Genomic DNA, 19,461 nt, shown 5'->3' with positions numbered 1-19,461 from the left:
CGTCGTCTCCTCAGGCGCGGGCTTCAGGCTTGTTGGCGCTGAAGTGGTAGTACAGGGCCAGCGGCACGACGATGACCGCGATCATGATGACCGCCAGTGCGGTGGCGCGCGGCCAGTTGTTGGCGGTGAACATCTCGTCCCACACCACGCGGCCGATCATGAGGTTCTCGGGGCCACCCAGCAGCGAGGGAATCACGAACTCGCCCACGCAGGGAATGAACACCAGCATGAAGCCGGCCACGATGCCCGACTTGGACAGCGGCACCGTCACCAGCCAGAAGGCCTTGAAGGGCGTGGCGCCCAGGTCGTAAGCGGCCTCCAGCAGGCGAAAGTCCATCTTCACCAGGTTGGCGTAGAGCGGCAGCACCATGAAGGGCAGGTACACGTAGGTCATGCCGATCAGCATGGACGTGTTGGTGTAGAGCATGTGCAGCGGCTCGCTCACCAGGCCAACGGCCATGAGCATGCGGTTGAGCACGCCCTCGTCGGCCAGGATGCCCTTCCAGGCGTACACGCGCAGCAGGAAAGACGTCCAGAACGGCAGCATCACCATCAGCAGCAGCGCCGGGCGCGCGCTGGCGGGCGAGCGGGCAATGAAGTAGGCAAAGGGGTAACCGATCACCAGGCACAGCAAGGCGGTGCACAGCGCGTACCAGATGGAGCGCAGGTAGGCGTCCACATACAGCGTCTTGAACAGCGGCGCGCCCTCGGCCTCACGGAAGATCGAGAGGTAGTTCTCGTACTTCAGCCGCAGCACACCGGTGTCCGGGTCCCACAGCGGCTTGAAGGGGCTGATGTCGCCGCCCATGTCCACGAAGCTGATGTACAGCAGGATCAGGAAGGGCAGGAAGAAGAAAACGATCAGCCAGGCATAGGGCACGCCGATGACGAAGCGCTTGCCAGGAATGGGAACTGAGTTCATGGAAGTTCCTGCAAAAGTAGGCGAACCAAACACGCTATCCAGGGATGCGGTGGAACCGGCTCCGCCGGGCCACTCGCATCGCCCCCCTCTGGGGGGTGACGCGAAGCGGCGCGGGGGGGAGACTGACAGGTGTCAGTCCCTCAGAACCACCGCGTCGGTGTCGTCCCACCAGAAGAACACGTCGTCCTCCCAGGTGATGTTCAGCATCTCGTGCCGCGAGCCGTTGGGCTCGGTGATCTTCACGCGCACCCCTTGTGGCGTGAGCAGGATGTAGGTGTTGTAGGAGCCGAAGTAGGCGATCTCTTTCACGCGACCGGCGAACACGTTGTGGTCCATGCCGGCGGGGCGCTCTTTGCCGATGCTGATCTTCTCGGGCCGCACCGCCACGGCCACGGGCATGTCCATGGCGCCGCTGATGCCGTGCCCCACGTGAATCTCACCGATGGAGGTGGTGGCGGCGCAGCGGTCGGCCTCGTCCAGGCTGATCTTGCCCTGGAAGAGGTTCACGTTGCCGATGAAGTCGGCCACGAAGCGGTTGGCCGGGTACTCGTACACCTCTTGCGGCGTGCCCACCTGCAGCACGCGGCCCTTGCTCATCACCGCGATGCGGCTGGCCATGGTCATGGCCTCTTCCTGGTCGTGCGTGACCATGACGCAGGTCACACCCACTTTTTCGATGATGTTCACCAGCTCAAACTGCGTCTGCTCGCGCAGCTTCTTGTCCAGCGCGCCCAGGGGCTCGTCGAGCAAGAGCAGCTTGGGCCGCTTGGCCAGGCTGCGCGCCAGGGCCACGCGCTGCTGCTGGCCGCCCGAGAGCTGGTGCGGCTTGCGCTTGGCGTAGGGGGTGAGCTGCACCAGGGCCAGCATCTCGTCCACGCGCTGTTGAATCTCGGCCTTGGGCAAGCCTTCGCGCTTGAGGCCGAAGGCGATGTTTTCCCAGATGTTCAGGTGCGGGAACAGCGCATAGCTCTGGAACATCATGTTCACCGGCCGCTCGTAGGGCGGCAGGGTGGCCAGGTCTTGGCCGCCCAGCAGGATGCGGCCCTTGGTGGGCTGCTCGAAGCCCGCCAGCATGCGCAGCAAGGTGGACTTGCCACAACCCGAGCTGCCCAGCAGCGCGAAGATTTCGCCTTTGCGAATGGACAGCGACACCTCGTCAACCGCCACGGCCTCGTCGAACCGCTTGATGAGCTTCTCGGTGACCAGGTAACCGTCTTGTGATCCAGCGTCAGCCATGAATGCGCCTTTGTCGATGGGGTGAGAGGTGATGGGGCAGCCACGGCGGCTGCTAAAGAGAAGGGGCTGTTCATACGGTGTACGAACAGCCCCTTTTTCATGGCCTGGAGTGGCCTGGGGGCTTACTTGCCCTTCTTGAAGGCGTTGTAGGCGGTGGCCATGGCTTCGCGCGCTTCGTTGGTGAAGCTGCTGGGCGGGATCATCTTGCCCATGTACTCGGCGTCCACGAAGATGGTCTTGTTGTTCGCCAGCTCAGGGTTCACCTTCTCCAGCGCGGCCTTGTTGCCCGCGTTGTAGCTCATCTCGTTGGCCATCGCGGCGCCAGACTCGGCGCGCAGGAAGAAGTTGATGAAGGCCATGGCGTTGTTCGGGTGCTTGGCGTCCTTGGTGACGGCCATGGTGTCGAAGAACGACAGCGCACCGGTGGACGGCAGCAGCGCCTCGATCTCGTCCTTGGAGCCGTTTTCCTTGGCGCGACCGGCGGCGATGTTGATGTCACCAGACCAGCCCACGGCCACGCAGGCCTTGCCGCCGGCGATGTCGTCGATCATGGTCGAGCTGAACAGGCGGATGTCCTTGCGCACCTTGGCCAGCATTTCGGTGGCGGCCTTGTAGTCGGCGGGGTCGTTGGAGTAAGCGTCCTTGCCGATGTAGTGCAGCGCCACCGGGATGATTTCGGTGGGCGAGTCCAGGTAGGCAATGCCGCAAGACTTCAGCTTGCTGGTGTACTCAGGCTTGAACACCAGGTCCCAGGCGTTCTCAGGCATGGGCATGCTGCCCAGGGCCTTGGCGACCTTGGTCTTGTTGATGCCCACGGTGGTGAAGCCCCAGCCCCACGGCACCAGGTGCTTGTTGTCGGGGTCGGCCTTGGTCAGCACCTGCATCACGGCGGGATCGAGGTTGCTGTAGTTGGGGATCTTGGACTTGTCCAGCGGCTGGTAGAAACCGGCCTCGATCTGAGGCTTGGCGAACACGGTGCCGGGCACCACGATGTCGTAACCGGTGTTGCCCGCCACCAGCTTGGCGTGCAGGGCTTCGTTGGTCTCGAAGGTGTCGTAGTTCACCTTGATGCCGGTTTCTTTCTCGAAGTCGGCGATCAGGTTCTCGGGCACGTAGTCGGGCCAGTTGTAGATGTTGAGCACCTTCTCGTCGTCGTACACCGGGCCAGCGGGGGCAGCGGCCGGGGCGGCGGCCACCGGTGTGGCTTGCGGCGCGGGTGCGGGCTCTTCTTTCTTGCCGCATGCGGCCAGCAGCATGGCCGACACCGCGAGAACCAGAACGTGTTTTTTCATGGTGAAGCTCTCTCCTGAGGGGGTTTTGACCTAAAGCATTACAAACCGGCGGGTGGACAGCAGGTGCTTGATCGCACGCAATTTCCAGACCCGCGACCTTCACCACGCTGGTGCGTCGGCCGCATCGGGCATTCTAGTCAAGCGACATGGCCAAGCGAGCGCAATTGCGCCAAGGTGGCGTCCAGGCAGAGGCGAATGAGGGCCATCATTTCGTCGATCTGCTCGTGCGTCATCACCAGGGGCGGCGCGATGATCATGCGGTCGCCCACGGCGCGCATGATCAGCCCGTTTTTGAAGCAGTGGGCACGGCACATCATGCCCACGGCCAGGTCGGGGTCGAACACCTGGCGGGTGGCCTTGTCTTTCACCAGCACCAGGCCGGCCACGAAACCGCAGGTCTCGGCCACGCCCACCAGCGGGTGGTCGTTCAGTTCGGCAAAGCGCTGGGCCAGGTAGGGGCCAATGTCGTCGCGCACCCGCTGCGGCAGGCCTTCGCGCTCCATGATCTCCAGGTTGGCCAGGGCCACCGCGCAGGCCACGGGGTGGCCGCTGTAGGTGTAGCCGTGGTTGAACTCGCCGCCCTTGTCGATCAGCACCTGGGCCACGCGGTTGCCCACCATCACGCCGCCCAGGGGGATATAGCCGCTGGTCACGCCCTTGGCGAAGGTCACCAGGTCGGGCTTGATGCCGAACTTCTCGTAGGCGAACCAGTGGCCCAGGCGGCCGAAGGCGCAGATCACCTCGTCGCAGATCAGCAAGATGCCGTACTGGTCCACGATGCGCTGGATCTCGGGCCAGTAAGTGGCGGGCGGAATGATCACCCCGCCCGCGCCCTGCACCGGCTCGGCAATGAAGGCGGCCACCTTGTCCGGCCCGATGGCCAGAATCTTTTCTTCCAGCCAGCGCGCCGCGCGCAAGCCGAAGTCGGCCTCGCTCTCGCCGGGCAGGCCGTTCTCGAAGTGGTAGGGCTGCTCGATGTGGGTGATGTTGGGAATGGGCAGGTCACCCTGCGCGTGCATGCCGCTCATGCCGCCCAGCGACGCACCGGCCATGGTGCTGCCGTGATACGCGTTGTGGCGGCTGATGATCACCTTGCGCTCGGGCTGGCCCATCAGGTCCCAGTAGCGGCGCGCCATGCGCACGTTGGTGTCGTTGCTCTCACTGCCGCTGGAGCTGAAGAACACGTGCTCAAACGAGCGGTCACCCACCTTGGGCGCCAGCGAGGCCAGCTTGGTGGCCAGTTGCACCGCCGGCACGTTGGTGGTCTGGAAGAAGCTGTTGTAGTAGGGCAGCGTCATCATCTGGTCGTAGGCCGCCTGCGCCAGCTCGCGCCGGCCGTAACCGGCGTTCACGCACCACAGGCCGCTCATGGCGTCCAGGATCTTCTTGCCCTCGCTGTCCCACACGTAGATGTTCTCGGCCCGTGTGATCACCCGCGCCCCGCGCGTGGCCAGGTCACCGTGGTCAGTGAAGGGGTGGATGAAGTGCGCGCTGTCCAGCGCCTGAATGGCCTGCGTGTCTTGCTGCTCGGCACGGCGAACCAGGGCCGGTGGCGTGATGAGGGTGGAGGTGTTCATGGCAATGGGCTTTCAGGCGGGTCAAACGTGCAGAAGGAGGTGCTCTCGCTCCCAGGGTGAGATCACCTTCATGAACTCCTCGAACTCGAGTTCCTTGATCTCGGTGTAGATGGTCACGAACTCCTTGCCCAGCACCTCGTGCAGGTCAGGCTCGCGGCGCAGCCATTCCAGGGCCTCTCCCAGGCTGCGCGGCAGTGAGTACGGCGCCAGGTAGGCGTCGCCGCGCATCTCGGGCTTGGGCTGAATCTTGTTTTTCAGGCCCAGGTAGCCGCAGGCCAGCGTCATGGACATGGCCACGTAGGGGTTGGCGTCTGCACCGATCACGCGGTTCTCCACGCGACGCGCTTGCGGCGTGGAGATGGGCGAGCGAATGCCCACCGTGCGGTTGTCGTGGCCCCACTCGATGTTGATGGGCGCGGCGGTGTGGCGCGAGAGGCGGCGGTAGCTGTTCACGTAGGGCGCCACCAGCGCCATGGCCGCCGGGATGTAGCGCTGCAGGCCACCGATGTAGTGGTAGAAGGCCTCGGACGGCGAGCCGTCGGGGTTGCTGAAAATGTTGCGCCCGGTCTTTTTGTCCACCAGGCTTTGGTGCACGTGCATGGCACTGCCCGGCTCACCGGCGATGGGCTTGGCCATGAAGGTGGCGTACATGTCGTGGCGCAGCGCGGCCTCGCGCACCGTGCGCTTGAAGAAGAACACCTCGTCGGCCAGGCCCAGCGGGTGGGCGTGGAAGAAGTTGATCTCCATTTGCCCCGCGCCCACCTCGTGGATGAGCGTGTCCACGTTGAGCTCCATCTTTTCGCAGTACTCGTAGATCTCTTCGAACAGCGGGTCAAACTCGTTCACCGCGTCGATCGAGTACGCCTGGCGCGAGGTCTCGGCCCGGCCGCTGCGGCCAATGGGCGGCTTGAGCAGGGTGTTGGGGTCGGTGTTGCGGGCCGTCAGGTAGAACTCCAGCTCGGGCGCCACCACCGGCTCCAGGCCCTCGGCCTCGAACAGCTCGCACACATGGCGCAGCACGCTTCGCGGCGCGAAGGGCACCAGCTTGCCCTGGTGGTCAAAACAGTCGTGGATCACCTGCGCGGTGGGGTCGGTGGCCCAGGGCACGATGCGCACCGTGGTGGGGTCGGGGCGCAACTGCATGTCGCGGTCGGTGGGCTCGATCACGTCGTAATACGGGCCGCTTTCGGGGAACTCGCCCGTCACGCCCATGGCCACGATGGCCTGGGGCAGCCGCATGCCGCGGTCTTCGGTGAACTTCTCGCGCGGCAGGATCTTGCCGCGCGCCACGCCGGTCAGGTCGGGCACCAGGCATTCCACCTCGGTCACCCGGCGCTCGTTGAGCCAGCTTTCGAGTTCGTTGAAGTTCTTGGGGGTCTGTTTGTTGTCAATCATGGCCGTTTCCTTGTCGCTTTGTCTTTGTGCTTGTGGGGCGTCAGGTGGGGAGAGCGGTCACACCGGCGTGGCGCGAGCGAGGTCGTGGGCCTGCAGGCGCTGGCTGCGGCGCTGGCGGCAGGCATGCCCGAAGGCGTCGAAGATGGCGGCGTAGAACGGGTTGTCCCAGCAGCGCCATTCGGGGTGCCATTGCATGGCGTAGGCGAAGGCGCGTGCGCCCTTCACCGCGAAGGCCTCCACCAGACCATCGGGCGCGTGCGCCATGGCCTGCAAGCCATCGGCCAGGCGGTTGATGCCCTGGCCGTGCAGCGAATTCACCTGCACCTGTGTGCCGCCGGCCCACTGGGCCAGCTCGCTCCCGGCCACCAGCGTGACGGGGTGACGCGGGGCGTACTGCTCGTCAGGAGGGCGGCCCTTGGGCTCGCGGTGGTCCATCAGCCCCGGCACCTCGTGCACGCGCTGGTGCAGCGTGCCACCCAGGGCCACATTGATCTCTTGGAAGCCACGGCAGATGCCCAACAGCGGCACCGCCTCGCGCACGCAGGCGCGCACCAGGGCCAGGGTGAGCTGGTCGCGCTCGGTGTCCAGCGGCAGGCTCGGGTCGGCCACCGATTCGTCGAAATGGGAGGGGTGCACGTTGGAGGGCGAGCCGGTGAGCATCACCCCATCCACCAGGCCCAGCAACTCGTCGATCTGCTCGGCGCTGGCCAGGGGAAACATCACCGGCTGGGCCTGTGCGCCCACCTTGACGGCGCGGGCGTATTTGTCACCCAGCAGCAGGAAGGGCATCTGATGCCCGTGATCGCCCAGCAGACGGTGGTCGGCAGGCAGCCAGACCATGCATGGCGGCTTGTTCATGGAATCTCCAGACAGTCGTGGGCCATTCTGGCGGACAAATTGGATCACAATCAGGGCCAGTTCAGGTAAGACGGTGGTGCCACTTGGCGCCACCGGTACCCCACACCCTAGCGCACGCCCATGCTCTCCGAATTCCTGCTCGCCGAGATGAACCGACTGGGCACCCAAGACGCCCTGCCCCTGCACCGCCAGCTCTACGAGGCGCTGCGGCGCGCCATGCTCGACGGCAAGCTCGCCGCGGGCGAGCGCCTGCCCTCCAGCCGAGACCTCGCGCAAGACCTGGGCCTGTCGCGCAACACCGTGGTGGCGGCGGTGAACCAGTTAAGCGTTGAGGGCTACCTGGTCAGCCGCGTGGGCAGCGGCACCTACGTGAACGACAACGTGCCGCGCGTGGCCAACGGCCGCCCGGGGCGCAATGGCCAGGGCGCACCGGTGCAACCGCAAGCCGCGCGCCTGTCCAGCCGGGGCCAGGCACTGGCCCACCGCTTCACCGCCGCCGACCTGGAGGTGCAGCCCTTCACCCCCGGCATCGCCGACTTCAGCGCCTTTCCCCTGACGCTGTGGCAGCGCCTGCAGAACAAGCACTGGCGCATGACCTACCCCGACATGCTGGACTACGCCACCTCGGGGGGCTACGCGCCACTGCGCCGCGCCATCGCCGATTACCTGCGCGTCTTTCGCAGCGTGCACCTGGACGCCGACCAGGTCATCGTCACCACCGGCACGCAGCAGTCGCTGGAACTGTGCGCGCGCCTGCTGGCCGACCACGGCGACACCGTGTGGGTGGAAGACCCGGCCTACTGGGGCGCCATGAAGGCCTTTCTGGCCACCGGCCTGCGCGCACACCCGGTGCCGGTGGACGTGCAAGGCATTGCCCCCAGCGAGAGCGACAACGCCCACCCGCCGCGCCTGATCTACGTGACGCCCTCGCACCAGTACCCCACCGGCGCGGTCATGTCGCTGTCGCGGCGCCACCAGTTGCTGGCCACGGCGCGTGCGCACCAGGCCTGGGTGCTGGAAGACGACTACGACAGCGAGTACCGCTTCAGCGGCCCGCCCATCTCCAGCCTGGAGGGCCTGGACAACGACGGCCGCGTGCTCTACATGGGCACCTTCTCCAAGGTGTTGTACCCCGGCATCAAGCTGGGCTACCTGGTGGTGCCCAAAGGCCTGGTGGAGGCCTTCCGGCAGGCCCATTACGACCTGAACCGCCCCGGCCAAATGCCGGTGCAGGCGGCCCTGGCCGAGTTCATTGAAATGGGCCACTTCGCCAGTGCCCTGCGGCGCGCCCGCCAGAGCTACGCCGAGCGCCGCCAATGCCTGCTGGAAGCGCTCACCCCGGTGCTGAAAGACCGGCCCGAGGGCCCGCGCATCACCGGCGCCGAGCAAGGCCTGCACCTGTGCCTGCGCCTGCCCAACACCGTGAACGACGTGGCCCTGGCCCAGCGCCTGGCGCAACAGGGCATCACCGTGCGGCCGCTCTCGGCCTATTGCCTGGCGCGGCAAGACCTCAAGGGCCTGGTGATTGGCTACGGCTACGCCGCCCTGGCCGACATCAAGCGCTGCGGCCCGCTGCTCACCCAGGCGGTGAAGCAGGCCCTGGGCGGCTGAGGCCTGGGCGGGCCCTCACAGCACGTCGCGCAGGCGGTGCCACAGCATGCCCAGCGCCAGCGTGGGCGTGCGCAGCAGCGGCCCGCCCGGAAAGCGCCGGTGCCGCAGCCGCGCGAACACATCGAAACGCTCGGCCTGTCCGGCCACGCACTCGGCCACCAGCAGGCCGGCTAGCCCGGTGAGCGCCACGCCGTGGCCGCTGAAGCCCTGCAGGTAGTACAGGTTGGGCCCCAGGCGACCGAAGTCGGGCGCGCGGTTCATGGAGATGTCCACAAAGCCGCCCCACACGTGCTCCACCGGCACGCCCGCCAGGGCCGGGAAGATGGCCGCCATGCGCTGGCGCATCACCTCTTTCAGGTTGGGCGGCGTCATGGTGGTGTAGCTCACCCGCCCGCCGAAGAGCATGCGGCGCTCGGCGCTGAAGCGAAAGTAGTCGAGCACGAAGTTGTTGTCGCAGGCCGCCACGTCGCCGGGCAAGAGCCGCTCGGCCAGCGCCGCGTCCACCGGCTCGGTGCCAATGATGTAGGTGCCCACCGGCATGACGCGCGGGGCGATCTCGGGCGCCACCGCCGGCCCATAGGCCGGCAGCGTGCAGTTGCCGGCCAGCACCCCGAAGCGCGCCACCACCCGGCCCTGCGGCGTGTGGGCGACCAGCTTTTCGCCCCGGCGCAGTTGCACCACCGGCGAGTGTTCAAACACCCGCACGCCCGCGGCCTCGGCGGCACGGGCCAGGCCCAGCGCGAACTTGAGCGGGTGCAAGTGGCCGCTGCGGTGTTCACGCGCCGCCGCCACGTAGCGCTGGCTGCCAATCAGGCCCTGCACCGCCTCGCCCTCGGCCCACTGCACCGCAATGCCTCGCGCCCGCAAGCCATCGGCCTCTTCGCGCAGCGCGCGCGCCTTGCGGGCCGAATCGGCCACGTACACGTAACCCAGGCGCCGGTCGCAATCGATGCCATGGCGCCGGATGCGCGCGTCCAGCAGGTCGATCGCCTCCAGCGACATGTCCCAGGCGCGTTGCGCATCGGCCTGGCCCAGTTGGGCCTCAAACGGCTCTTGCCCGCTGGCGAAGCCCACGATGGCCTGCCCGCCGTTGCGGCCACTGGCGCCGCTGCCCACGCGGTCGGCCTCCAGCAGCACCACGCTCAAGCCGCGTTGCGCCAGCTCCAGCGCCGCGCTCAGGCCGGCAAAACCGCCGCCCACCACCAGCGCGTCCACCACCAGTTCGCCCTGCAAACCCGGGCGGCCCGCGCCACGCTGCACGCTGGCCTCGTAATAGCTTTGCCGGTTGAGTTGGGTGTCAGACCCGATGAGCGAACGCCCGGCCATGCTCAGGCCCCCGAACGGCGGGCCACCTGCCCGGCCAGGTAGGTCCACACAAAGGTGGCGGCGGCGTTGCTGGTGAGTTCGGCGTGGTCGTAAGCCGGGGCCACCTCCACGCAGTCCATGCCCACCCAGTTCAGGTCGGCCAGTTCCTCCAGAAAGGTCAGCACCTGCGAACTGCTCAGCCCGCCCGGCTCGGGCGTGCCGGTGCCGGGTGCGAAGGCCGGGTCAAGCACGTCAATGTCCAGCGTGAGGTACACCGGCCGCTGGCCCATGCGCTGGCGAATCGCCTGCAACACCGGCGCCAACGCCGCGCCGTCCAGCCCGCGCAAGGCCCGCGCGGTGAAGATCTGCCCACCCTGGTCGGCCACGTACTCGCGCGCCGCCCGCTCGCCGCTGGAGCGCAGGCCAATCTGCACCGTGTGCACCGGGCTGATGAGCCCTTCCTGAATGGCCTCGAACGTCCAGGTGCCGTGGCCAGACGGCTCACCAAAGTGGTCGCTCCAGGTGTCGCAATGGGCGTCGAAGTGCACGCAAGCCAGCGGCTCGCCATGGCGTTCGCGCAGGGCACGCAGCAGCGACAAGGTGACCGAGTGGTCGCCCCCCAGGAACACGCAATGGTGCCGCGCCATCAACGCCGCCGCCTGCGCCTCGATGTGGCGGCGCACCTCGGCCAGGGGCGAGGCGTTGGGCAGGCGCATGTCCAGCGCGTCACCCACGTGCGCCAGCGGCGACACATTGAACACCGGGTGAATGCCATCGCACAGCATCAGGCTGGCCGCGCGAATCGCCTGCGGCCCGAAGCGCGCGCCCGGCCGGTTGGTCACCACCCCGTCAAAGGGCACGCCGCACACCGCAAACGGCTGGTCGGCCAGCGGCTCGCACGCCAGGAAGCGGTTGGTGTTCTGGGCAAAAGCAAACTGACCGATGGCCATGGAGACGTCCGGGTGGAAAGGATGGCAAGCGAAAAAGTGGAGCCCCAAGATACCCGGGGGCGACACGGGCAAGGAGTCCACTTGGGCGGGGCGGGGGGTGTCCACCGGGGGGGTGTCGTGGAGCAATTCACCGACTAAAAAGCCCTACCCCCATTCGGTATCGAGATGCCGCCTTTCTAGACTTTGCCGACCATTTCCAACAGAAGGACTCAACCGTGATGAATCTCGACGTTTTGCGCTGCGCGGAAAAGTCCGTGCTGTGTTGGCTGGCGACCTTGGGCGACGACGGTTTCCCTAACGTGTCGCCAAAAGAGATCTTTTGTGCCGCGGATGACCGCACGCTGCTAGTGGCGAACATTGCGTCACCCGGCACACTGAAGAACATCCTGACCAACCCATCTGTGTGCGTGTCATTCATTGACGTGTTTGCGCAAAAGGGCTTCAAAGTCAAAGGCACCGCCAGTGTGGTGCGCGCTGGCGATCCCGGCTTCGTGACCGACTCAACTCCCCTGCGTGTGCTGGCTGGGGAACGCTTTCCGTTCTCATCGCTGTTCAGGATCGAGGTTCAATCCGTCGAGACCATCCTGGCGCCGAGCTACCGCCTGTTTCCCGATACCCAGGAATCCACACAAATTGAATCCGCCATGCAAACGTATGGTGTTCAACCACGGCACGCCAAGCGGTAGAACAAGGACCGATCGCCGCACGCCTCACAAAGGCCGCTGCCAGGCGGCCAGCACCGCGCCCAGCCACAACACCCCGGCCGACACCGCCAGCCCCAGCGCCAGGCCGCCCGGCCCGTCGGCGATGCCGCCCACCAGCACCGGGCCCACGATCTGGCCGGCGGCGAACACGGTGGTGAAGGCGCTGATGCCCGCCGGCCACAGCAGCGCGGGCAGGTTGTGCCGCACCAGGGCCGTGGTGGACGCCACCACCGACAGGAACACGCCCCCGAACACCACGCCCGACACCAACATCAATGGCCACGCCTGGGCGATCGCCGGCAACAAGATGGCCACGCCCAGGGTGGCGTTCAAGCGCGCCAGCGCACCGCCGCCACGGTGACGGTCCAGCAGGCCGGCCCACACGCGGGACGAACCCACCACCGCCAGGCCCAGCAAGGCATAAAACACCGTGATGCTGGCGCCCGACGCGCCCTGCTGGCGCAGCAGCGCGATCACGAAGGTCATGTACCCGATGTAACCCACGCCAAAGCAGCCATAGCCCGCCAAGGCGAAGCCGAAGTCCTGCCAGCGAAAGCGCCTGGGGGCCGTGCCGCTGGGGGTGGGCGCCACCGCCTCGCTGGCTTGCGCGCGGGCCGGTGCGTGCAGCACCAGCGTGGCCAGCGCGCACACCAGCGCCAGTGCCCACCAGGCCCAGGCCCAACCATGGGCTTGGCCTTGCGCCCAGGCCAGCACCGGTGGCACCGCCAAGGCAGACGCCACGATGCCCAGCCCCGTGCCGCCGTAATAAAGCCCCAGCAACAGGCCACTGCGCGCCGGCTCGCGCTGGGCCAGGCGCGCGGCCAGCACACCGCCCGAGATGAACACCCAGGCGCTGGCCACGCCCGCCAGCAGGCGCTGCAAGAGCAGCGGCGTTGGCTCGGTGAAGAACCCGCTGCCCGCCATAAACAGCGAGGCCAGCCAGGCCCCCACCAGCAGCAAGTGCGAAGCCCCCCAGCGGCGCATCAGCGCGGGCGTGCACAGCGCCCCCAGCAGGTAGCCCAGGGCATTGGCCGTGTTCATCGAACCCGCCAGCGTGAAGCTCCAGCCCAGGTCGTCGCGCATCGGGGGCAAGAGCAGGCCATACGCGAAACGCGTGATGCCCAGCGAAATGGCCGCGCCCATCGACAGGGCCAGGGCCTGGCGCAACAGGGCAGAGCGGGTGGAATCGGTGGCGGCGCGCATGGTGCCGGCCATTGTGGCGCTGGTGGCGGCGCCACGGTGCCACTTCCGCTCGCCTCGGGCCAACCAGTGTCGCCTGGGCATCAGAAAGCGGCCTGCGGCCCGTACAGTTTTCGGCATGTCCCAAGCCTTTATTGCCCCGCAGCGCCTCAGCGCCTTGCAACAGGCCGAGCGCGAGCGATTTGTTACCACCCACCCGCGCTCCATGGCCCAGGCCACCTTGGCCCAGCGGCACTTTCTGTTCGGCGTGCCACTGCACTGGATGCGCGACTGGCCCAGCCCGGCCACGTTGGCGGTGGCGCAGGCCCAAGGCACCCGCCTCACCTGTGCCGATGGGCTGGCCTATGCCGACTTCTGCCTGGGCGACACCGGCGCCATGTTCGGCCACAGCCCGGCCCCGGTGGCACAAGCCATCGCCGAGCAGGCCGCCCAGGGCCTGACCTGCATGCTGCCCTCCACCCGCACCGTGGCCGTGGGCGAGGGGCTGCAGCGCGTGTTTGGCCTGCCGCAATGGCAACTGGCGCTGTCGGCCAGCGACGCCAACCGCTTCGTGCTGCGCTGGGCGCGCGCCATCACCGGGCGGCCACAGTTGCTGGTGTTTGACGGCTGTTACCACGGCGCGGTGGACGACACCCTGGTCGACATGGACCCCACCACCGGTGCCACCCTGCCCCGGCCCTCGGTGCTGGGCCAGGTACACAACCACCACGCCTTCACGCGGGTGGTGCCCTTCAACGACTTGCCCGCCCTGCGCGCCGCGCTGGCACAAGGCGATGTGGCCGCCCTGCTGGCCGAGCCCGCCCTCACCAACTTCGGCCTGGTGCCACCGCAGCCCGGCTTCTGGGAAGCGGCCCGCGCCCTGTGCCGCGAGCACGGCGTGCTGTTCGTGATGGACGAGACGCACACCGTCTCCACCGCCCTGGGCGGCTATGCCCAAGCCCATGGCTTGCAAGCGGATGTGCTGGTGGTGGGCAAGGCCGTGGCCGGTGGCTTGCCTTGTGCGGTCTATGGCTTCACCGACGAGGTGGCGCGGCGCATGACCGAGGCCAAGCTGGCCGCCCCCGATGGCCACAGCGGCATCGGCACCACGCTGGCGGGCAATGCGCTGGCGCTGGCCGCGTTGGACGCGGCCCTGCACCACCTGCACACCGAGGCCAACTACCGCCACATGCTGGCCATGGCCAGCCTGCTTGAGGCGGGTTTGCGCCAGCGCATCGCCAGCGCTGGCCGCCCCTGGACGGTGACCCGCCTGGGCGCTCGACTGGAGCTGCAGTTCATGGACCACACGCCCGTGAACGCACAAGACGTGCGCGACCACGCGCAGGGCGAACTCGAATCGCTCACCCACCTGTTCATGCTCAACCGTGGCGTGCTGCTCACGCCCTTTCACAGCATGATGCTGGCCTCGCCCGCCACCACCGAGGCCGATGTGCAGCGCCTGCTGGCGGTGTTCGACGAGCTGCTGCAGGCGCTCGCCGATTGAGCCTCAGCGCTGCGGTGCGCGCCAGCGCTTGAGCAGCAGCGCATTGGTGAGCACGCTCACCGAACTCAGCGCCATGGCGGCGCCGGCCACCACGGGGCTCAGGAAGCCCAGCGCCGCCAGCGGAATGCCGGCCACGTTGTAGGCGAAGGCCCAGAACAGGTTCTGCCGGATCTTGCCCACGGTGCGGCGCGAAATGTCCAGCGCGGCCGACACCAGCAGCGGGTCGCCGCGCATGAGGGTGATGCCGGCCGCGTGCATGGCCACGTCCGAGCTGCCGCCCTGCGCGTGGCTCATGGCCATGCCCACGTCGGCCGCCGCCAGCGCGGGCGCGTCGTTCACGCCATCGCCCACCATGGCCACGGTGTGACCCCCTTCCTTGAGCTGGCGCACCACCGAGGCCTTATCGCCCGGCAGCACCTCGGCGATCACCTCGCCCGCGTCGGGCCGCAGGCCCAGGCGCAGCGCCATGGCAGTGGCCGCGCCTTGGTTGTCGCCCGAGACCATCACCACGCGAATGCCGCGCTCGCGCAGTTCGGCAATCGCTTGCGCTGCACCGGCCTTGGGCTCATCACCAAAGGACAACAGCGCCAGCGGCACCCAACCGCCATCGGGTGCCTGACTGGCCAGCACCGACACCGACGCGCCCGCGCCCTGCTCGGCCTCTGCCTCGGCTTGCAAGTGGCCCAAGGCCACCTTCAATTCCCCCATCCAGCGCAAGCTGCCCAGGGCCAGCACCGTGCCCTGCACCTGGCCCTGGCTGCCCCGGCCGGCCACGGCCTGCACGTCGGTGGCACTCTCGGGCGACACCTCAATGCCCTGTTCCTGCGCGGCCTCCACCACGGCGCGGGCCAGCGGGTGGGCACTTTGCGCCTGCAAGGCCGCGGCGGTTTGCAACAGTGCGCGCTCGTCCACCCCGGGCATCGCCACCAGGCGGCGCAAGCGGGGGTGGCCTTCGGTGAGGGTGCCGGTCTTGTCAAAGGCCACCGTGTCCACCCGGTGGGCAATTTCCAGCGCCTGGGCGTCTTTGATGAGGATGCCGTGGCGCGCCGCCACGCCCGTGCCCGCCATGATGGCCGCCGGCGTGGCCAGCCCCAGCGCACAGGGGCAGGCAATCACCAGCACCGCCACCGCGTGCAGCAAAGCGTCTTCCAGCAAGGCCCCCTGCCACAGCCAGGCACCCAGGGTGATGAGCGCGATCACCAGCACCGCGGGCACGAACACCGCCGCCACCTGGTCCACCATGCGCTGCACCGGCGCCTTGCCGGCCTGCGCGTCTTGCACCAGCGCGATGATGCGCGACAGCACGCTTTGCGCGCCCACCGCGCGCACCCGCACCTCCACCGCGCCTTCGCCGTTGAGAGAACCACCGGTGACCGCATCGCCCACGGTTTTGTGCACCGGCATGGCCTCACCGGTGAGCATCGATTCGTCGGCCTGCGTGCTGCCCGCCACCACCGTGCCATCGGCGGCGAAACGCTCGCCGGGCAACACGCGAATCACGTCGCCCGGCAGCAGCTCGTCCACCGGCACGTCGGTGAGTTCGGTGCGGCGCACGCCATCGGGCAGCAGGTGCGCGTTCTCGGGCCGCAGCGCGTGCAAGGCGCGAATGGCCTCAGTGGTCTGGCGCTTGGCGCGGGCCTCCAGCCACTTGCCCAGCAGCACCAGCGTGATCACCACCGCCGAGCCTTCGTAGTACAGGTGCACCATCTCGCCGGCATCGGCCCGCCACCACAACCAGGTGGACAGGGCCCAGCCCGCCGTGGTGCCAATGGCCACCAGCAATTCCATGTTGCCCGTCAAGGCCTTGAGCGCGTGCCAGCCCGCTTTGTAGAAGCGCGCGCCCAACACGAACTGCACCGGCATGGCCAGCAAAAACTGAATCCAGGCCGGCAGCATCCAGTGCTTGCCCGCCAGATCGCCCACCATCGGCAAGGCCAACGGGGCCGACAACAAAGCCCCCAGGATCACCGGCCACGCATCGCGAGGCACACCCAGCCAACCTTTGGCCACCTCTTCGTCCATGGCCTCCACGGCGCGCGGCTCATAGCCGGCGTCGCGCACCGCGCGCTTCAGGCGCGCCAGCACCTCGGTGCTGTCGGGCGTGTCGGCCGTGTTCAACGACACGCGCGCGGTTTCGGTGGCCAGGTTGACCGTGGCCGCCATCACGCCCGGTTGTTTCTTCAGCGCCTTTTCGACGCGGCTCACGCAGGACGCGCAGGTCATGCCACCGATGCCCAGGTCCAGTTCGCAGACCTCGGCATCGGGCAGGGATTCTTGGGGCAAGGTGGTGGTGTTCATGGCAGGCAGCGTAAAGCTTCACACGATGTCAAGGTCAACCGCCGCCGGTCACCTGGCGATCGCGCTTGACCTTGACACCATGGCAAGGTTCAGAATGGCAACTCCCTCATCATCACACGGAGCCATTGCATGAACCAGATCCTCGAAGTGCGCGGCATGACCTGCGGCCATTGCGAAAAAGCCGTCACCGCCGCCATTCGCCAGCTCGACCCCAAGGCCGACATCAAGATCGACCGCAGCGCCAATCGGGTAGAGGTCAACACCGAACAACCCCGCGAAGCCCTGGCCGCCGCCATTCGCGAAGAGGGTTACCAGGTCGCTGCCTGATGGCCACCAAAGACCACTTGCCGGGCGACGAGGCCGTGGCCTGGCCCGTCAACATCGGTCAGGCCGCGCGCCTGAGTGGCATCTCGCCCAAGATGCTGCGCCACTACGAAGGCATGGGTCTTCTCGGTGCGGTCACCCGCACCGAGAGCAACTACCGCCAATACAGCCTGAACGAGGTGCACACCCTGCGCTTCATCCGCCGTGCCCGTGACATGGGCTTTTCGCTGGAAGCCATCGCCGAGCTGGTCAGCCTCTGGCACAACCGGCGCCGCAGCAGCGCCAGCGTCAAGCGCATCGCCCAGAAACACCTGGACGAACTGGCCGAGCGCATTGAGGCCTTGCAGGCCATGCAACGCACGCTGTGTCACCTGCTGCACGAATGCCCGGGCGACCAGCGCCCGGACTGCCCCATTCTGGATGACCTCAGTCACCCTCATCCGCACTGATCGTTCACGTATCTGCGTGTAACGTCTGTCTTTACACAAGAGCCACACGGGCGGCACGTCGCAGACACAAGGGCGGCGGACACTGGATCCCATCGATCCTTTCCCTCAACAGGAGTGTCCGCATGAAAGTTTCTTCTCCCCGCACCTGGTTGGCCATCGCGGCTGTTGCCGCCGTCACTGGCCTCTCGCTCAATGCCGTGGCGCAGAACGCGCCAGCCACCGCATCGCCTCGCACCGAAGCCGCTGCCCAAGTGGCGCCTCAGGCCGGTCAATCGGCTGAGCGTTTGGAGCGCTGGTCCAAGCGCCATGCCGAACGGCGTGCACAGCACCTGGATCGCCTGAAAGCCGAACTCAAGCTCTCCCCCGAGCAGGAACCCGCTTGGCTGGCCTTCGTCGCCCGCACCCAGGCCGCCCCCAAACCCCTGGCCCAGCCGGCTGACAAACCGTGGGACCAGCTCACCACGCCGCAACGCATTGAGCGCTTCAAGGCGCACCAGACCCAGCGCCAGGCGGCCATGAACCAGCGCCTGGACGCCGTCCAAGGCTTCTACGCCGCGCTCACGCCTGAGCAGCAGAAGGTGTTTGACGCCCGTTCGCCGCTCCGTGGCCCGGGCATCGAGCGCACCCGAATGGACGGTCGCCACGGTCACCACCCCTTTGGCGGCCACCACCACGGCGTTCAAGACCCGAAAAATGCCCCCCGGGCCCCTCAGCAGTGATGAAAAACGGCTGTTCGGTTGTTCTTAATGTCTTTAATTTTTTAAGTTAGTAGTCGTAGTAGAGGGCGCTGTTCTGTGTGGACAAGCGCCCTTTTTCCTTTTGGATCAACAGTTTTCAAGGATCACAAGCCTGTGAGCACCCTACGGTATTGACAGCACCTCAAACGGGGACAACTCGGGCCGACAGCCTAATGATGTGGATAACTCATGCGTTGTTAGAAAACTATCCACAGGGTTGTGCAAAAAATGGGTTGCATCGCCTCACGAATTGGCCCCAGACGCGGCCCTTGGTGGCCCCGGGTGGCTGCTAAGATGCGCGGCTTTGAGCCACCTCGGGCGCTGGTCCCAGCGTTCACGCCCCATGTCCGTCGCACTCGCCGGCAACGCCCCCGCCACCTTCGAAATCAAGAGCGCCCAGCTCCCGCTGGTGGCGCTGCTGCTCAAGTCCGCCGATCTGGCGCGCCTGGCCGAAGAGTTCGCGCAGCGTTTTGGCGACATGCCCGACTTTTTCGACCACGACGCCCTCGTGGTGGACCTGGCACCGCTGGTGGCCACCGATCCCGAGGCCCTGCCCGATTTCCCGGCCCTCATTGAGCTGCTGCGTCAATACCGCCTGAACCCGCTCGCGGTTCGGGGTGGCAACGAGGCCCAGATGGCGGCCGCGCAGGCCGCCGGCTTGCTGGCCGCGCCCGACGCCGTGGTGCAGCGCAGCGTGCCCGCGCCCGCCGCGCCCAGCGCTGCCGCCCCGGTGGCGGCACCGGCCCCCGCCGTGGTGGCCTCACCCAGTGCCTTGGTGATTGACCGGCCCCTTCGCTCGGGCCAGCAGGTCTACGCACGGGGCCGCGATCTGGTGGTGCTGGCCATGGTGAACCCAGGTGCCGAGGTGATCGCAGACGGCCACATCCACGTGTACGCGCCCTTGCGCGGCAAAGCCATCGCCGGCGCGCGTGGCAACGCCGAGGCCCGCATCTTTGCCCTGGAGATGGACGCCGAGCTGATCTCCATCGCTGGCATTTACCGCACGAGTGAAGTGCCCCTGCCCGAGGCAGTGCGCCAGCGCGCCGCCCAGGTGCGCCTGCTCAGCGGCCCCGATGGCGACAAGCTCGTGATCGACGCCCTCTCCGCCTGAACCCAACCC

17 protein-coding genes are annotated in these 19,461 nt (G+C 67.3%); 7 read left to right on the top strand and 10 right to left on the bottom strand.

Features of this window, described 5'->3' with window-relative positions; genetic code table 11:
• Window positions 1-10: 10 nt before the first annotated feature.
• From ACE3RQ_RS14625 to ACE3RQ_RS14600, 6 genes are all read right to left on the bottom strand, one after another.
• Window positions 11-922: an ABC transporter permease gene (locus ACE3RQ_RS14625; protein ID WP_374522780.1), complete on the bottom strand. Its 912-nt coding sequence runs from the start codon at window positions 920-922 to the stop codon at window positions 11-13.
• 132 nt (window positions 923-1,054) lie between these two features.
• Window positions 1,055-2,158 carry an ABC transporter ATP-binding protein gene (locus ACE3RQ_RS14620; RefSeq protein WP_374522779.1) on the bottom strand — a complete coding sequence of 368 codons (1,104 nt, stop codon included), beginning with the start codon at window positions 2,156-2,158 and terminating at the stop codon, window positions 1,055-1,057.
• 122 nt (window positions 2,159-2,280) lie between these two features.
• Window positions 2,281-3,450 carry an extracellular solute-binding protein gene (locus ACE3RQ_RS14615; RefSeq protein ID WP_374522778.1) on the bottom strand — a complete coding sequence of 390 codons (1,170 nt, stop codon included), beginning with the start codon at window positions 3,448-3,450 and terminating at the stop codon, window positions 2,281-2,283.
• Between the two features lie 137 nt (window positions 3,451-3,587).
• A complete protein-coding gene (locus ACE3RQ_RS14610; RefSeq protein ID WP_374522777.1) occupies window positions 3,588-5,027 on the bottom strand; it encodes an aspartate aminotransferase family protein in 1,440 nt (479 codons plus the stop codon).
• Window positions 5,028-5,048: 21 nt separating this feature from the next.
• Window positions 5,049-6,422, bottom strand: coding sequence for a glutamine synthetase family protein (locus ACE3RQ_RS14605; RefSeq protein WP_374522776.1), 1,374 nt, complete (start codon window positions 6,420-6,422; stop codon window positions 5,049-5,051).
• Between the two features lie 57 nt (window positions 6,423-6,479).
• Window positions 6,480-7,280 carry a gamma-glutamyl-gamma-aminobutyrate hydrolase family protein gene (locus ACE3RQ_RS14600; RefSeq protein WP_374522775.1) on the bottom strand — a complete coding sequence of 267 codons (801 nt, stop codon included), beginning with the start codon at window positions 7,278-7,280 and terminating at the stop codon, window positions 6,480-6,482.
• Window positions 7,281-7,400: 120 nt separating this feature from the next.
• Here ACE3RQ_RS14600 and ACE3RQ_RS14595 point away from each other — a divergent pair, with 120 nt between their 5' ends.
• Window positions 7,401-8,891 carry a PLP-dependent aminotransferase family protein gene (locus tag ACE3RQ_RS14595; RefSeq protein WP_374522774.1) on the top strand — a complete coding sequence of 497 codons (1,491 nt, stop codon included), beginning with the start codon at window positions 7,401-7,403 and terminating at the stop codon, window positions 8,889-8,891.
• Between the two features lie 15 nt (window positions 8,892-8,906).
• Here ACE3RQ_RS14595 and ACE3RQ_RS14590 read toward each other — a convergent pair whose 3' ends face one another.
• Together ACE3RQ_RS14590 and speB are read right to left on the bottom strand one after the other, a co-directional pair.
• The gene (locus ACE3RQ_RS14590) at window positions 8,907-10,217 is read right to left on the bottom strand and encodes an NAD(P)/FAD-dependent oxidoreductase (protein WP_374522772.1); all 1,311 of its coding nucleotides are present in this window, start codon (window positions 10,215-10,217) and stop codon (window positions 8,907-8,909) included.
• Between the two features lie 2 nt (window positions 10,218-10,219).
• Window positions 10,220-11,146, bottom strand: coding sequence for an agmatinase (gene speB, locus ACE3RQ_RS14585; RefSeq protein WP_374522770.1), 927 nt, complete (start codon window positions 11,144-11,146; stop codon window positions 10,220-10,222).
• Window positions 11,147-11,364: 218 nt separating this feature from the next.
• On the opposite strand from speB, the gene ACE3RQ_RS14580 reads away from it, so the two are divergent.
• On the top strand, window positions 11,365-11,832 hold the full coding sequence (locus ACE3RQ_RS14580; protein WP_374522769.1) for a pyridoxamine 5'-phosphate oxidase family protein: 468 nt from the start codon (window positions 11,365-11,367) through the stop codon (window positions 11,830-11,832).
• Window positions 11,833-11,856: 24 nt separating this feature from the next.
• On the opposite strand, the gene ACE3RQ_RS14575 is transcribed toward ACE3RQ_RS14580, so the two are convergent.
• Window positions 11,857-13,053, bottom strand: coding sequence for a YbfB/YjiJ family MFS transporter (locus ACE3RQ_RS14575; RefSeq protein ID WP_374522768.1), 1,197 nt, complete (start codon window positions 13,051-13,053; stop codon window positions 11,857-11,859).
• A gap of 115 nt (window positions 13,054-13,168) precedes the next feature.
• On the opposite strand from ACE3RQ_RS14575, the gene ACE3RQ_RS14570 reads away from it, so the two are divergent.
• Window positions 13,169-14,533 (top strand): transaminase, encoded by a 1,365-nt coding sequence (locus ACE3RQ_RS14570; RefSeq protein ID WP_374522767.1) that lies wholly within the window; start codon window positions 13,169-13,171, stop codon window positions 14,531-14,533.
• 3 nt (window positions 14,534-14,536) lie between these two features.
• Here the strand turns inward: ACE3RQ_RS14570 and ACE3RQ_RS14565 are convergent, their stop codons facing one another.
• On the bottom strand, window positions 14,537-16,831 hold the full coding sequence (locus tag ACE3RQ_RS14565) for a heavy metal translocating P-type ATPase (protein ID WP_374522766.1): 2,295 nt from the start codon (window positions 16,829-16,831) through the stop codon (window positions 14,537-14,539).
• Window positions 16,832-16,960: 129 nt separating this feature from the next.
• On the opposite strand from ACE3RQ_RS14565, the gene ACE3RQ_RS14560 reads away from it, so the two are divergent.
• The 4 genes from ACE3RQ_RS14560 to minC all read left to right on the top strand — a co-directional run bounded on the left by ACE3RQ_RS14560 (window position 16,961) and on the right by minC (window position 19,452).
• Window positions 16,961-17,158 (top strand): heavy-metal-associated domain-containing protein, encoded by a 198-nt coding sequence (locus ACE3RQ_RS14560; RefSeq protein WP_374522765.1) that lies wholly within the window; start codon window positions 16,961-16,963, stop codon window positions 17,156-17,158.
• Window positions 17,158-17,604 (top strand): Cu(I)-responsive transcriptional regulator, encoded by a 447-nt coding sequence (gene cueR / locus ACE3RQ_RS14555; protein ID WP_374522764.1) that lies wholly within the window; start codon window positions 17,158-17,160, stop codon window positions 17,602-17,604. The genes ACE3RQ_RS14560 and cueR overlap by 1 nt, the downstream gene beginning before the upstream one ends.
• A 122-nt stretch (window positions 17,605-17,726) precedes the next feature.
• Window positions 17,727-18,323, top strand: a complete 597-nt coding sequence (locus ACE3RQ_RS14550) for a Spy/CpxP family protein refolding chaperone (protein ID WP_374522763.1) — start codon at window positions 17,727-17,729, stop codon at window positions 18,321-18,323.
• 361 nt (window positions 18,324-18,684) lie between these two features.
• Window positions 18,685-19,452 (top strand): septum site-determining protein MinC, encoded by a 768-nt coding sequence (minC, locus tag ACE3RQ_RS14545; RefSeq protein ID WP_374522762.1) that lies wholly within the window; start codon window positions 18,685-18,687, stop codon window positions 19,450-19,452.
• Window positions 19,453-19,461 lie beyond the last annotated feature (9 nt).

The organism is Hydrogenophaga sp., from assembly GCF_041913525.1.
Lineage (GTDB): Bacteria > Pseudomonadota > Gammaproteobacteria > Burkholderiales > Burkholderiaceae_C > Hydrogenophaga.
Note: the sequence above shows the minus strand (reverse complement) of the source record. Positions and strands in the feature narration are given on the sequence as shown.

Coding starts and splice junctions, on each gene's coding strand:
- ACE3RQ_RS14625 (WP_374522780.1), bottom strand. CDS start 922: ATGAACTCAGTTCCCATTCCTGGCAAGCGCTTCGTCATCGGCGTGCCC.
- ACE3RQ_RS14620 (WP_374522779.1), bottom strand. CDS start 2,158: ATGGCTGACGCTGGATCACAAGACGGTTACCTGGTCACCGAGAAGCTC.
- ACE3RQ_RS14615 (WP_374522778.1), bottom strand. CDS start 3,450: ATGAAAAAACACGTTCTGGTTCTCGCGGTGTCGGCCATGCTGCTGGCC.
- ACE3RQ_RS14610 (WP_374522777.1), bottom strand. CDS start 5,027: ATGAACACCTCCACCCTCATCACGCCACCGGCCCTGGTTCGCCGTGCC.
- ACE3RQ_RS14605 (WP_374522776.1), bottom strand. CDS start 6,422: ATGATTGACAACAAACAGACCCCCAAGAACTTCAACGAACTCGAAAGC.
- ACE3RQ_RS14600 (WP_374522775.1), bottom strand. CDS start 7,280: ATGAACAAGCCGCCATGCATGGTCTGGCTGCCTGCCGACCACCGTCTG.
- ACE3RQ_RS14595 (WP_374522774.1), top strand. CDS start 7,401: ATGCTCTCCGAATTCCTGCTCGCCGAGATGAACCGACTGGGCACCCAA.
- ACE3RQ_RS14590 (WP_374522772.1), bottom strand. CDS start 10,217: ATGGCCGGGCGTTCGCTCATCGGGTCTGACACCCAACTCAACCGGCAA.
- speB (WP_374522770.1), bottom strand. CDS start 11,146: ATGGCCATCGGTCAGTTTGCTTTTGCCCAGAACACCAACCGCTTCCTG.
- ACE3RQ_RS14580 (WP_374522769.1), top strand. CDS start 11,365: ATGAATCTCGACGTTTTGCGCTGCGCGGAAAAGTCCGTGCTGTGTTGG.
- ACE3RQ_RS14575 (WP_374522768.1), bottom strand. CDS start 13,053: ATGCGCGCCGCCACCGATTCCACCCGCTCTGCCCTGTTGCGCCAGGCC.
- ACE3RQ_RS14570 (WP_374522767.1), top strand. CDS start 13,169: ATGTCCCAAGCCTTTATTGCCCCGCAGCGCCTCAGCGCCTTGCAACAG.
- ACE3RQ_RS14565 (WP_374522766.1), bottom strand. CDS start 16,831: ATGAACACCACCACCTTGCCCCAAGAATCCCTGCCCGATGCCGAGGTC.
- ACE3RQ_RS14560 (WP_374522765.1), top strand. CDS start 16,961: ATGAACCAGATCCTCGAAGTGCGCGGCATGACCTGCGGCCATTGCGAA.
- cueR (WP_374522764.1), top strand. CDS start 17,158: ATGGCCACCAAAGACCACTTGCCGGGCGACGAGGCCGTGGCCTGGCCC.
- ACE3RQ_RS14550 (WP_374522763.1), top strand. CDS start 17,727: ATGAAAGTTTCTTCTCCCCGCACCTGGTTGGCCATCGCGGCTGTTGCC.
- minC (WP_374522762.1), top strand. CDS start 18,685: ATGTCCGTCGCACTCGCCGGCAACGCCCCCGCCACCTTCGAAATCAAG.